The 12,279-nt window shown below is 64.9% G+C and carries 11 protein-coding genes; 7 read left to right on the forward strand and 4 right to left on the reverse strand.

Annotation, left to right across the window (positions count from 1 at the left end):
* Window positions 1-185: 185 nt before the first annotated feature.
* The 6 genes from sufC to HYH07_RS30560 all read left to right on the forward strand — a co-directional run bounded on the left by sufC (window position 186) and on the right by HYH07_RS30560 (window position 4,912).
* A complete protein-coding gene (gene sufC / locus HYH07_RS30535; RefSeq protein WP_220005949.1) occupies window positions 186-935 on the forward strand; it encodes a Fe-S cluster assembly ATPase SufC in 750 nt (249 codons plus the stop codon).
* Between the two features lie 11 nt (window positions 936-946).
* Window positions 947-2,269, forward strand: a complete 1,323-nt coding sequence (gene sufD, locus HYH07_RS30540) for a Fe-S cluster assembly protein SufD (protein WP_220005950.1) — start codon at window positions 947-949, stop codon at window positions 2,267-2,269.
* Window positions 2,266-3,513 carry a cysteine desulfurase gene (locus tag HYH07_RS30545; RefSeq protein WP_220005951.1) on the forward strand — a complete coding sequence of 416 codons (1,248 nt, stop codon included), beginning with the start codon at window positions 2,266-2,268 and terminating at the stop codon, window positions 3,511-3,513. The genes sufD and HYH07_RS30545 overlap by 4 nt, the downstream gene beginning before the upstream one ends.
* A complete protein-coding gene (locus tag HYH07_RS30550; protein WP_220005952.1) occupies window positions 3,510-3,881 on the forward strand; it encodes an SUF system Fe-S cluster assembly protein in 372 nt (123 codons plus the stop codon). Before HYH07_RS30545 ends, HYH07_RS30550 begins: the two co-directional genes overlap by 4 nt.
* Window positions 3,882-3,931: 50 nt before the next feature.
* Window positions 3,932-4,330, forward strand: coding sequence for an iron-sulfur cluster assembly accessory protein (locus HYH07_RS30555; RefSeq protein ID WP_074123211.1), 399 nt, complete (start codon window positions 3,932-3,934; stop codon window positions 4,328-4,330).
* A 174-nt stretch (window positions 4,331-4,504) separates the two neighbouring features.
* Window positions 4,505-4,912: a TfoX/Sxy family protein gene (locus HYH07_RS30560; RefSeq protein ID WP_220005953.1), complete on the forward strand. Its 408-nt coding sequence runs from the start codon at window positions 4,505-4,507 to the stop codon at window positions 4,910-4,912.
* Between the two features lie 114 nt (window positions 4,913-5,026).
* Here the strand turns inward: HYH07_RS30560 and HYH07_RS30565 are convergent, their stop codons facing one another.
* The 3 genes from HYH07_RS30565 to HYH07_RS30575 all read right to left on the reverse strand — a co-directional run bounded on the left by HYH07_RS30565 (window position 5,027) and on the right by HYH07_RS30575 (window position 8,971).
* Complete coding sequence (locus HYH07_RS30565; RefSeq protein WP_220005954.1) at window positions 5,027-6,094, reverse strand: GGDEF domain-containing protein; 1,068 nt, start codon at window positions 6,092-6,094, stop codon at window positions 5,027-5,029.
* 129 nt (window positions 6,095-6,223) lie between these two features.
* Window positions 6,224-7,726: a DEAD/DEAH box helicase gene (locus tag HYH07_RS30570; RefSeq protein WP_220005955.1), complete on the reverse strand. Its 1,503-nt coding sequence runs from the start codon at window positions 7,724-7,726 to the stop codon at window positions 6,224-6,226.
* 282 nt (window positions 7,727-8,008) lie between these two features.
* On the reverse strand, window positions 8,009-8,971 hold the full coding sequence (locus HYH07_RS30575; RefSeq protein ID WP_220005956.1) for a helix-turn-helix domain-containing protein: 963 nt from the start codon (window positions 8,969-8,971) through the stop codon (window positions 8,009-8,011).
* Window positions 8,972-9,150: 179 nt separating this feature from the next.
* Here HYH07_RS30575 and HYH07_RS30580 point away from each other — a divergent pair, with 179 nt between their 5' ends.
* Window positions 9,151-10,671: a caspase family protein gene (locus HYH07_RS30580; RefSeq protein WP_220005957.1), complete on the forward strand. Its 1,521-nt coding sequence runs from the start codon at window positions 9,151-9,153 to the stop codon at window positions 10,669-10,671.
* On the opposite strand, the gene HYH07_RS36755 is transcribed toward HYH07_RS30580, so the two are convergent.
* Window positions 10,668-12,269: a M81 family metallopeptidase gene (locus tag HYH07_RS36755; protein ID WP_312016709.1), complete on the reverse strand. Its 1,602-nt coding sequence runs from the start codon at window positions 12,267-12,269 to the stop codon at window positions 10,668-10,670. The genes HYH07_RS30580 and HYH07_RS36755 overlap by 4 nt on opposite strands.
* Window positions 12,270-12,279 lie beyond the last annotated feature (10 nt).

The raw sequence follows: 12,279 nt of genomic DNA on the forward strand, positions 1-12,279 counted from the left end.
AGGAAGAAGCGGTCGGCCTCGTCGTCAACGGCTTCGTCAAGGACGTGCTGCAGCAGCTGCCGATGGAGTTCGCGGTGGAAGCGCAGAAGCTGATCTCGATCTCGCTCGAAGGGTCGGTCGGCTAACTCCGACCCCGGCGGCGCGCTCCGGCGCTCCAACATCAATTGAATAGACTGGGTACCAAGATGGCTTTGCTTGAAGTGAAAGACCTCAAGGTTCGTGTCGAGGAGCGTGAGATCCTCCACGGGCTGACGCTGACCGTGAACGAGGGCGAGGTGCACGCGATCATGGGGCCGAATGGCTCCGGCAAGTCGACGCTCTCGCACGTCATCGCCGGCAAGCCCGGCTACGAGGTCACCGACGGCCAGATCCTGTTCAAGGGCGAGGACCTCCTGGAGATGTCACCCGACGAGCGCGCCGCCAAGGGCGTGTTCCTGGCGTTCCAGTATCCGGTCGAGATTCCTGGCGTTGCCACCATGACCTTCCTGCGCACCGCGCTGAACGCGCAGCGCAAGGCACGCGGCGAGAGCGAATATTCGACGCCGGACTTCCTGAAGAAAGTCCGTGAAGTCTCGAAGTCGCTGAACATCCCGCAGGACATGCTCAAGCGCGGCGTCAATGTCGGCTTCTCCGGCGGCGAGAAGAAGCGTAACGAGGTGCTGCAGATGGCGCTGTTCGAGCCGAGCCTGTGCATCCTCGACGAGATGGATTCGGGCCTCGACATCGACGCGCTGCGCATCGCTGCCGACGGCGTCAACGCGCTGCGCTCGCCGGGGCGTGCGATGGTCGTCATCACCCACTATCAGCGGCTGCTGAACTACATCGTGCCTGATTTCGTGCACGTGATGTCGCGCGGTCGGGTCGTGAAGAGCGGCGCTAAGGATCTGGCGCTGGAGCTGGAGGCGTCCGGCTACGCCCAGTTCGAGGACGCGTAAGGATTTTTGCGATGAACGTTGCTGTGGCAAAGACCGGGAATGGCCGCGCGGTGAGCGATCTCTTCGCCAGCGCTGAAGGCCGCCTGCCGGGCTCGCCCGGAGTGGCAGCAGTGCGCCGCGAGGCGTTCGAGACCTATGAGCGTCTCGGCCTGCCGCATCGCCGGATCGAGGAATGGAAATACACCGACCTCCGCGCCCTGGTCGGCGAAGTGCCGCCGCTGGCCGCCGCGCCTGATGCGGCTGCGCTGAAGCGCGCCGCGGAGGCCGTGAAGGCCCATGCGATCGAAGGCGCCCGCAAGCTCGTGCTGGTCGACGGCGTATTCGCGGCGGAGTTGTCCGACGTCAAGGCGCTTGCGTCCGAGGTCAGCGTCAAGTCGCTGCGCGAGGTTCTCGCGAATGAGGCCAACCCTGCCGCCGGCGATCTCCTCCGGACCGCCTCGACCGATGCGGTCATCTCGCTCAATGCGGCCCTGGCGACGGACGGCGTCGTGGTTTCGGTGGCCGACGGCACCCATTTGTCGGCGCCGGTCCAGCTTATCCATATCGCGACGGCGGCCGGCGCGTCCGCGTTCACCCGCTCGCATCTGCGAATTGGCAAAGGCGTGCGTGCTACTCTCGTAGAGACTTTCGTCGCGGCCGGGAAGGCGAGCGGCTACCAGGTCAACGACGCGGTGATCCTCTGGATCGGTGACGATGCCGACGTCGCGCATATCCGCCTGATGGACGACGCGCCTGATGCGGTGAACGTCTCCTCGCACTTCGTCACCGTCGGCGCCGCCGTGAAGTTCAACTTCTTCAACATGACGACCGGCGCTGCAGTCAGCCGCTTGCAGGGCTTCATCACACTCTCAGGCGAGGGCAGCGAGCTCTCGGCCAATGGCGTCAACCTGCTGCAGAAAACCGAGCACGGCGACACCACGCTGGTGGTCGACCATGCCGTGCCGAACTGCGTCAGCCGGGAAACCTTCCGCGCCGTGATCGACGACCGCGCTCATTCGGTGTTCCAGGGCCGCATCATCGTCCGTCCCGACGCGCAGAAGACCGACGGCAAGATGATGACCCGGGCGCTCTTGCTCTCGGACGAAGCCGAGGCCGACAACAAGCCCGAGCTGGAAATCTTTGCCGACGACGTCTCCTGCGGCCACGGCGCCACCGCCGGCGCGCTGGACGACAGCCTCTTGTTCTACCTGAAGGCCCGTGGCCTGCCGGAGAAGCAGGCCCAGGCGCTGCTGATCCAGGCGTTTGTGGGCGAGGCGATCGAGCAGATCGCCGACGATGTCTTGCGCGAGCACGTGATCGGCATTGCCGAGCGCTGGCTGGAGCGACGGTCATGACGACGCATCCCGCAGTCAAGAACGGCGCCTATGATGTTGCGCGCGTGCGCCAGGACTTTCCGGCGCTCGCCATGCAGGTCTACGGCAAGAAGCTGGTCTATCTCGACAACGCGGCCTCTGCGCAGAAGCCGAGCGCCGTGCTCGACCGCATGACGCAGGCCTATACGAGCGAATATGCCAACGTGCATCGCGGGCTGCATTACCTCGCCAACGCGGCGACGGAAGCCTATGAGGGCGGCCGCACCAAGGTTGCGCAGTTCATCAACGCGCCCCGCACTGAAGAGGTGATCTTCACCCGCAACGCCACTGAGGCGATCAATCTCGTCGCATCGTCCTGGGGCGGCCCGAACATCGGAGAAGGCGACGAGATCGTCATCTCGATCATGGAGCACCACTCCAACATCGTTCCCTGGCACTTCCTGAGGGAACGCCAGGGTGCCGTGATCAAGTGGGCGCCTGTTGACGACGAGGGCAATTTCCTCATCGACGAGTTCGAGAAGCTGCTGAGCCCGAAGACCAAGCTGGTCGCGATCACGCAGATGTCGAACGCGCTCGGCACCATCGTGCCGGTCAAGGACGTCGTGAAGATCGCGCACGGCCGCGGAATTCCCGTGCTGGTCGACGGCAGCCAGGGCGCGGTGCATTTGCCGGTCGATGTTCAGGACATCGGCTGCGACTTCTACGTCTTCACCGGCCACAAGGTTTATGGTCCCACCGGCATCGGCGTGCTCTGGGCCAAGTACGACCATCTCGTCGCGATGCGTCCCTTCAACGGCGGCGGTGAGATGATCCGCGAGGTCTCGCGCGAGATCGTCACCTATGGCGATCCCCCGCACAAGTTCGAGGCGGGAACGCCGGCGATCATCGAGGCCGTCGGCCTTGGCGCTGCGATCGACTACGTCAATTCGATCGGCAAGGAGCGCATCGCTGCGTACGAGGCCGACCTCACCGCCTACGCCCAGGAACGCCTGCGCGAGATCAACTCGCTGCGGCTGATCGGCACGGCGAAGGGCAAGGGCCCGGTGATCTCCTTCGAGCTCAAGGGCGCGCATGCCCATGACGTCGCCACCGTGATCGATCGCCAGGGCATCGCGGTGCGCGCCGGCACCCATTGCGTCATGCCGCTTTTAGAGCGGTTCAACGTCACGGCCACCTGCCGGGCCTCGTTCGGCATGTATAATACGCGGGAAGAAGTCGATCATCTGGCACAGGCGCTGCTCAAGGCGCGGGATTTGTTCGCATGAGTGACACGGCCGAAATCAAAGCTAGTCCGATGGAGACGCATTCGGCGTTGCCGCCGGAGGAGACCGAGCGTCTGACCCGCGAGATCATTGCCGGGCTCAAGACCGTGTTCGACCCGGAAATTCCCGCCGACATCTATGAGCTCGGCCTGATCTACAAGGTCGAGATCAAGGACGACCGTTCCGTCGACGTGCAGATGACGCTGACGACGCCGAACTGCCCGGCTGCAGGCGAGCTGCCGACCATGGTTGAGAACGCGGTCGCCAGCGTGCCCGGCGTCGGCGTGGTCAACGTCAAGGTGGTCTGGGAGCCGGCCTGGACGCCGGAACGCATGAGCGACGAGGCCCGCCTCGTGCTCAACATGTGGTGACGGTCTCAACGCGCATTGAATTTCGTTCTGCAACGGACCACATAAACAACATGACCCAGGCAACTCCAGCTTCGACACCCAAGCCCCGGCGCCCGCGCCCGCAGGTGATGCGGCTGACGGACGCTGCTGCCCAGCGCATCACCGAGCTGACCCAGCGCGCCGATTCCGAGATCGTGGGTCTGCGCGTTGGCGTGAAGAACGGGGGCTGCGCCGGCCAGTCCTACACGGTCGAATACGCCCACGAGATCCGCCCGACCGACGAGGTCGTCGAGGACAAGGGCGTCAAGATCCTGGTCGATCCCAAGGCCGTGCTGTTCCTGCTCGGCACCGAGATGGACTACAAGGCCGACAAGATGCAGGCCCAGTTCGTCTTCAACAACCCCAACCAGATCTCCGCCTGCGGCTGCGGCGAGTCCGTCGAGCTGCGTCCGGCCAAGATCGACGGGTAACCCCGCTTTCGCCAAGCACTCCGCTGTCGTCCCGGCGAAGGCCGGGATCCATACCGCGTGATCTCTCGATCATGCGCGGTGCCAGTACAGTGGTGGCGCGACCGCCAGTCTTCGCTAAACTTCTCCCTGGAGCTATGGGTCCTGGCGTTCGCCAGGACGACGGCGGAGAGAGCCATGGACCGCGAATTTCTGATCGACCTGTTTGCCGATTTCGGCCCCGTCGCCATCCGAAAAATGTTCTCCGGCTACGGCATCTCCGCCGACGGCATCAATTTCGCGCTCGCCTTGCGAGCCGGCCTGTTCTTCCGCGCCGACGAGGTGACCATCCCGGATTTTGAAGCCGAGGGCTCGAAGCCGTTTCAGTATTCGACCCGCGCCAAGACCGTGCTGGTGACCTCCTACTGGGAGCTGCCGGCACGGCTGTTCGACGATTCCGAGGAGCTGGCGCAATGGGCGAGGGCCGCGCTCGCCGCCGCCCAGCGCGCCAAGGTCAAGAAGGGGAAGAAGGCGGCGAAGAAGGCCACGACGAAGAAGAGATCGGCCAACAAGGTCGCCAAGAAGGCGGTGCGTAGGGTGGGTTAGCGCAGCGTAACCCACCACTTCATCCATGTTGATAGACAAGAGGTGGGTTACGCCGAGCAGATGCGCTTCGCGCATCTGCGGAGCTAACCCACCCTACAGATCCGAGGGTGAACATCAGGCCACCCGGCTGTGCGACTCGGTCGCAAACTCCGGATCGACTTCGCAGATCACGCGATTGCGGCCGTTGCGTTTGGCCGCGTAGAGACAGGCGTCCGCGCGCTCGATCAGTGCGTCGGTGTCGTCGCCCTGCTTCAGCAGGGAGACGCCGACCGAAATGGTCACGCGACCGAGAATTTCGCCCGTGGACTTCTTCTTCAATTCCTTCGCCATCACGGCGCGGCGGATGTGATCGGCGACGGTGAGAGCCTGGCGCAGCGCCGTGTTGGGCAGCACCACCGCGAATTCCTCGCCGCCATAGCGCGCGGTGATGTCCTGGCCCTTGATGGTCTGCTTCAACGACAGGCCGACCAGCCGGAGCACCTGATCGCCGGTGAGATGGCCGTAGGAATCGTTGAACGACTTGAAATGATCGATGTCGAACAGCAGCAGCGACAGCGGCTCGCCGCTCGCAAGCGCGCTCTGCACCGCCATGCCGATCATGCGGTCGAAATATTTGCGGTTGCCGAGGCCCGTCAGCGGATCGGTGAGGCTTTCGGCGCGGATTGCCTCCAGGCTCTGCTGGAGATTGCTGATCTCATTCTTCGAGAGCGTCAACCGGTCTTCCAGCGCCTTGTTGGTCTCGCGCATCTCGGTGGTCGAGTGCAGCAGCTTTTCGACGATGGTCTTGATCTCCTCGCGGCTCTTGGCCGAGGATAGCTGCGCCGTGGCGTCCGACAGGCTGGCGTCATAAGAGCCGGTCATGCCGAGCGCATCGCCCAACACCTTCACCACGTCGTCGATCTCACCGATGACGCGCGCGCCAACCTTGTCGATACGATCGGTCGTTTTGATGTGGGAGAGGTAGGTGTCGTAGATCTGCTCGAGATCGGCTTCGGACAGCTTGCCGTTGCGGGCCAGCGTCTCGTTGATGATCTTGTTGAGCGGCGCGTTGTAGCCGGTCGCGTAGACGTACCAGATCTCGTAATTGCGGGGAATTGCGGTTTGCTTCAGCGATCGGATCTGGCCGAGCGCCACCTCGGCGAACGCCATCGTGCGTTCGTGTTCGTCGAGCATCTTGACCACGGAACATACCCCACAGCGGTCGGTGCGCCCATCGACCGCAGCAATCCTTAAATTATGTTCGTAGGCTAACGGACGATGATGAACGGTCGGTAAACGTTCGACCGATCAACTCACGCGTGTATCGCGGCGTCAGGCGCCGGCGGGGGAGCGGACCGGACGCAACAGAAACGCTGGGAGATGCGAGTGATCGCCTGGCTCGGTGTCGACTTCCCGCTGCCGCCGCGGCTCGGGGCGGCCGATCGACGGTACGTGGGAATTGTTGGCCTGTTGGCGCGAGCCATGGCGCCCCTCGGACGATGGCCTTGCTTCGCGCTGCGGCCGTGCCTCGCGTGCCGGCCGCTCGCCGGCGGGCCGTGCTTCTGCCTGATGTCTGGCCTCCCCGCGCGGCTCGTGGCTGCGCTCACGATCGCGACCGCCGCGCTGCGGCTTGCCGCGTCCGCCGCGGGAACGCTCGCGTCCACGCTCCTCGCGCGGGCGATCACTTTCGCCGCTGGTAGCGTGCACCTCGTAGTCGCCTTCGGCGCGCGGAATGCTCTGGCCGATCAGCTTCTCGATCGCGACCATCGACTTCTGGTCGAGCGGCGTGACGATCGAGATCGCGGTGCCGGTGCGGCCGGCGCGTCCGGTGCGGCCGATGCGGTGGACGTAGTCGTCGGCGTGGTGGGGAACGTCGAAATTGAAGACGTGGCTGACCTCGGGAATGTCGAGGCCACGGGCGGCGACGTCGGAGGCGACGAGGAGGGGAAGCTCGCCCTTGCGGAACTGGTCGAGCGCGGCCATGCGGGCCGGCTGGTCCATGTCGCCATGTAGGGCGCCGACGCTGAAGCCGTGCTTCTGAAGCGACTTGTGGACGATCGCGACCTCGCGCTTGCGATTGCAGAAGATGATCGCGTTCTTGAGATCCTTGGCCTCGCGCAAGAGGCGACGGAGCAGCTCGCGCTTCTCATGCGCCTCGCGCCCGGCCGGGACCTGGGATTGCGTGACGGTGACGGCGGTGGTCGCGGGCTTGGAGACTTCGACCTTCTGCGGATTGTGCAGGAAGGCCTCGGTGATGCGCCGGATTTCCGGCGGCATGGTCGCGGTGAAGAACAGGGTCTGCCGCGTGAAGGGGACCAGCTTGCAGATGCGCTCGATATCGGGAATGAAGCCCATGTCCAGCATGCGGTCGGCTTCGTCGATCACGAGCAGCTCGACGCCGGTGAGCAACAGGCCGCCGCGCTCGGTATGGTCGAGCAGCCGGCCCGGTGTGGCGATCAGAACGTCGACGCCGCGCGTCAGCTTGGCATCCTGGTCGCCGAACGAGACGCCGCCGATCAGCAGGGCGACGTTGAGTTTCTGGCCGGCACCGTAGCGGTCGAAGTTTTCCTTCACCTGCGCCGCGAGCTCGCGGGTCGGCTCCAGGATCAGCGTGCGCGGCATGCGGGCACGGGCTCTGCCCTTTTCGAGGATGGTGAGCATCGGCAGCACGAAAGCTGCGGTCTTGCCGGTGCCGGTCTGGGCGATGCCCAGCACGTCCTTGCGTGCGAGGACGTGGGGGATCGCCTGTTCCTGAATGGGGGTAGGGGTGGTGTAACCGGTGGCCGCCACTGCGGCGAGGACTTTTTCGGACAGTCCGAGATTGGAAAAGGACATTGAGCCTCTGGTCGAAACCGCCGTTCGGAATCGAGGGTAAAAAGGCTGTCGCGTTCCACCCCGAAACGGCGCGCTCTCAAAGAAGCTGGGGGTGCTGACTCACGCGAACAAAGCGCCAGGCTCAGGAATCGCTCTTCGATCTGAGCCGCGTCGCCTCGGAACATAGGGCGGAATCGACCAAAGTCAATGGAGCAGGCGCGGGAAGGTCCTAAAAACCCTAAGGTTTTTGCCCAAATAGCGGGCGCGGCTCGGCTTTTTCGCTGCGGCGGCCGACGGGGGTGGTTAACGGCCTCCTGCGGCGCGGGCGCGGAAATCACCGGGCGCCATGCCATAGGCGGCGTTGAAGACGCGGTAATAGGTTGCCAGGCTCTCGAAACCGCAGGCGGCGGCGATGTCGGCGATCAGCCGGTCCGGCGCTTCGCGCATCAGCTGGCGGCTTCTTTTCAGCCGTTCCTCCGTCACGGTCTGCCAGAAGCTGCGCTCGGCAACCTCGAACAGCATATGCAGATGGCGCACCGAGACGCCGAGCAGGTCGGCCACCCGTGAAGGCGCCAGATCCGGGTCCTGCAAATGGCGCGCGATCAGGCGCCGCGCCAGCGACAGGCGGGCGGTCCGGAGCGCCGCCTGTCCACGCCGGCTGCCCGGCCTGACGATGCCGCGCTCGATCAGCGCCAGATGTCCGAGCGCCTGCACCAGCGGGGCGGCGTCGGCCGAGCCCTCAATCGCGGCCGCCTCGCCGAGATCAGCGAAGCAAGCATCGAGCAGGGGCGCCAGCGTGGCATCGTTGAAGGTCTTGGGCGCAAGCTCGCGCATGCGCCTGTCCTGTGTCGCAAGGCCGCTGACGGGGATCTTCAGGATGCGCAGATGAAAGCCGGCTTCGCCCAGCGGCCGGGTGCGGTAGGGCAGGTCGGTATGGCTGGTGGCAAAGCTGCCATTGGCAATGGCGAAATCGCTCGAGCGCATGCCGCCGAACCAGCCGCCGCCGCCAAGCTGCTGGTAGACGCAGATGCTGTCGCCCGGCGCGTTGTTGATGTCGGACGGGCTGCGTTCGACCGCATAGGACGAGGCCTTCAGTTCGACGAGGCCGCCAGGGCCGACCTGACTCAGCGAGAATTCGCCATAAAACCCTGTACGCTGCTCGGGCTCGAGCTCAGCGGTGACTCCGAACAGACCTTTTGCGCGCACCTCGCGCCAATAGTCGAAGCGGTCCTGAGGTTCGACCTCGTCGGTACACCAGCGATACACGGCAGCCCTCACTCGCGCGCAATTGCCCAAGAAAAAGCAGATTCCAGCGGAATCTGCCATAGGCCAGATGACGGAACCGCGCCGATGGACCGGGTTGAACCGCGGCCGTGGCTGGACCGACTATCAGAGCAAAGGCGCAAGGGGCCCGCCCGGAGCCATGCTGCAAGGGGAATGTTACCATGACGCGTCGGCTTCTGAGAATTCTGGCGGCCCTTGGTGTGGCGGCGAGCCTCGCAGGGGTGGCAAGCGCCGCCCATGCCGAAAAGCGCGTCGCGCTCGTGATCGGCAACAACGACTACAAGAACGTGCCGAAGCTCGTGAAGGCCGTCAACGACGCCCGCACCATGGGCGACACGCTGAAGCAGCTCGGCTTCCAGGTGATGGTCGCCGAGAACCAGAACCGTCAGCAATTCACCGAGACGCTGCTTGCCTTCGACCGGGCGATCGAGCCGGGCGACACCGCGTTCTTCTTCTATGCCGGCCACGGATTCGAGATCGCGGGCCAGAACTATCTGCTGCCGACCGACGTGCCGGCGGCGACCGAAGGCCAGGAAGAGCTGGTGCGCGACGCCTCCATTCTCGCCGACCGCGTCGTCGAGCGTCTCCAGAACAAGAAGGCGCGCACCTCGATCCTGGTGTTCGACGCCTGCCGCAACAATCCGTTCGAGCGCGCAGGCACGCGCGCGGTCGCCGGTGGCGGCGGCCTCGCGCCGATGACGCAGCTGCCTGAAGGCGTGTTCTCGGTGTTCTCGGCCGGCCCGCGCCAGACCGCGCTCGATCGTCTCTCCAACGACGATGCCAATCCCAACTCGGTGTTCACGCGCACCTTCGCCAAGGAGCTGCTCCAGCCCGGCGAGAACCTCGTGCAGGTCGCGCAGCACACGCGCCGTCTGGTCAGCGAGATGGCCGACACCGTCAGGCACAAGCAGGTGCCCGTCTATTTCGACCAGATGGTCGACGACGTCTTCCTCAGCGGCGCGGCGAAGGATGCGGCGGCCGCGGCGCGGCCCGCCGATCCGCCGCCGCAAAAACTCGCCGCGCTGCCTCCGGTGTCGGTGCCGCGCGTGCCGAAGGAGGAGAGCACCAATGCGCCGATCGCGAGCTTCTCCCGGCACAATGGCGGCTGGAGCGTGACCTTCTCCTTCGCCGATCCCACCATCGGAATTTCATGGCGCATGGCCGGCAACGGCGATTTCCGCGAGACCGGTTTTATCGATACGCTCGACCCGCGGACCCGCAAGCGGATGCCGAACCCGTCGATCGAGCTGCCGCCGGATGCGCAGGCCGGCACCATCGAGGTCCGCTACGTCGATGCTTCCGGCGAGATGCAGGGGCCATTCCCGATCAAGTTCGATCCCGAGGCGGCGCTGATCCGCGACCAGCGCAAGATCCTCGACATGACCGCGACGAGCTGGCTGTCGTTCCGCCAGTTCAATGGGCTCCTGGTTTATTATTCCCACCTGGTGTCGTACCGCTGCGCGATCCGCGAGGCGCGCATCGGCGTCGACACGGCGGTGCCGGACAGGGTGCTGAATCTGCCGCCTTGCGATCTCCGCGATCCCTCGGCCATCAGCGCCGGCATGCTGCTCTATGAGAAACTGCCGCCCGCGACCCAGTTCATGTCGGTCGAATTGACCTACCGTGACGGCAGCGTGTCGGAGGTCAAGAGTTTCCGCACCGCGAACCGCAGCAACAATTAAGCGGTTCGGTTTGCCCGGTGAGGCGGCTTTGACTTCTGCCGATCCTCTGTCGCACGGTGCGTTGAAGTTTCGGGAGCGAGAGGAAATACGCGATGCGTATCCAACCGCTCGTAGGGCAGGAGCCGCAGGTCGGCGACGCCGTGGTCGGGCGTATCCACGATCAGGATTTCCTCCGCCAGATCCTCGTAGAAGGCGCGGAAATGGGTCTTGGAACGAAGCACGATGATGTCGAAGTCTTCAGGACGCAGTCCGAACACGCCGAATGCATCACCGTCGACCGCGAACGCAAAGGCGCTGACGACGCTCACCGATACGCCATCGACGTCGAGCAAGGCCGTCATTCCCAGGTCGACGGGCATGCCGTGCATGTAGGACCCCGACACGCGGTATGACTTGGGGCCTGCCCACAGCACGCGTGCGATCACGTCCAGGGTCGGTCCCGCCTTCTCCGAGCTGTGGCCGCCCAGCTGAAGATTCACCGTCGCGCCAACGCCCGCTTCGAACGCCTTCTGCGCCGCGGCCGCATCCCAGAGGAATGGCACGGCAGCCCTTGCGACGCGGCGCTTCAGCAGCTCCGCCAGCAAGTACGTGGAATCGTTCATTCGGTCCGCGTGCTCGACCAGGACGTATGGACGTCCCTTTGCCTCGCGCCGTGTGAGGCCTGCGCACGCCCGGGAGACCGCTGACTCCGCGGTGTAGACGTCGAAGGGCCTGTAAAGTGCGTGCCGTTCGCGCCAGACCCGGTCTGACAGATGGTCCGCGATCCGCTGAGCGCGCGCGGGGTCGCCGTCCGTGACGCACAGCGCCGAGAAGCCTGCATTGTGCGCGTCCGCATAGGAAAAGCCCGCCATCAGCGAAACGTCGGTGTAGTGCTGGCTGTCGCGTTCGATTTGCCGCCCTTCCTCGATAATATCCGCCAGGGGGCGCAGGGCGGTCGCACTGAAGATCGACGGAACGAGCACGCCCGGCTTAGCGATTGCCCATGCCGGCGAAATCTCTCCCCGCAGCGTGCGCAGCATGCAGAGGGCGGCCCGGCGTCCCGTGTCACCCGTGTCCGTGTGCGGCGATTTCCGATAGGCGAACGCCGCGGTCGCATTCTTCAACGTGTCCGCGTCGATGTTGCCATGGTAGTCGAGGGCGACGATCAAGGGCTTGTCTTTCCCCAATACGCCACGCACCGTGTCGATGATGAAGCGCTCAGGGTCGGGATAGGATGCCGTCCAGCACGCGCCGTGGAGGAAGAGCAGCACGCCATCCAGGTCCGGGAGCGCGCGGACACTGACTGCCATCTCGTCCGTATAGCGTCTGACCGCCTCGTCGGTGGCCGGCCCGACGGCGCCGAGAGCCGTGTGGACGAGGGGGACCAGCTCCACGCTGTCCTGTTCGCAGACGTCGATGAAGCCGCCCATCACCGTGTTCGTGCCTCGGAGCTCTTCGACGATGCGATCCCCGCGCAAGGCCACCTGCTCGAAATCGTCCCAGGTCGAGGCGACCGGCAGAAAACTCACGGACTCGATATGAAATCCGGCGACAGCGATCCGAAACCGCTTGCGCGGGCGAGGGTCGGGAAGACGGGGAATTGGAGCCTTGTAGAGCACTACGACACCT

Source organism: Bradyrhizobium sp. BR 10261 (assembly GCF_019455395.1).
In the GTDB taxonomy this organism is placed as follows: domain Bacteria; phylum Pseudomonadota; class Alphaproteobacteria; order Rhizobiales; family Xanthobacteraceae; genus Bradyrhizobium; species Bradyrhizobium manausense.

Coding starts and splice junctions, on each gene's coding strand:
- sufC (WP_220005949.1), top strand. CDS start 186: ATGGCTTTGCTTGAAGTGAAAGACCTCAAGGTTCGTGTCGAGGAGCGT.
- sufD (WP_220005950.1), top strand. CDS start 947: ATGAACGTTGCTGTGGCAAAGACCGGGAATGGCCGCGCGGTGAGCGAT.
- HYH07_RS30545 (WP_220005951.1), top strand. CDS start 2,266: ATGACGACGCATCCCGCAGTCAAGAACGGCGCCTATGATGTTGCGCGC.
- HYH07_RS30550 (WP_220005952.1), top strand. CDS start 3,510: ATGAGTGACACGGCCGAAATCAAAGCTAGTCCGATGGAGACGCATTCG.
- HYH07_RS30555 (WP_074123211.1), top strand. CDS start 3,932: ATGACCCAGGCAACTCCAGCTTCGACACCCAAGCCCCGGCGCCCGCGC.
- HYH07_RS30560 (WP_220005953.1), top strand. CDS start 4,505: ATGGACCGCGAATTTCTGATCGACCTGTTTGCCGATTTCGGCCCCGTC.
- HYH07_RS30570 (WP_220005955.1), bottom strand. CDS start 7,726: ATGTCCTTTTCCAATCTCGGACTGTCCGAAAAAGTCCTCGCCGCAGTG.
- HYH07_RS30580 (WP_220005957.1), top strand. CDS start 9,151: ATGACGCGTCGGCTTCTGAGAATTCTGGCGGCCCTTGGTGTGGCGGCG.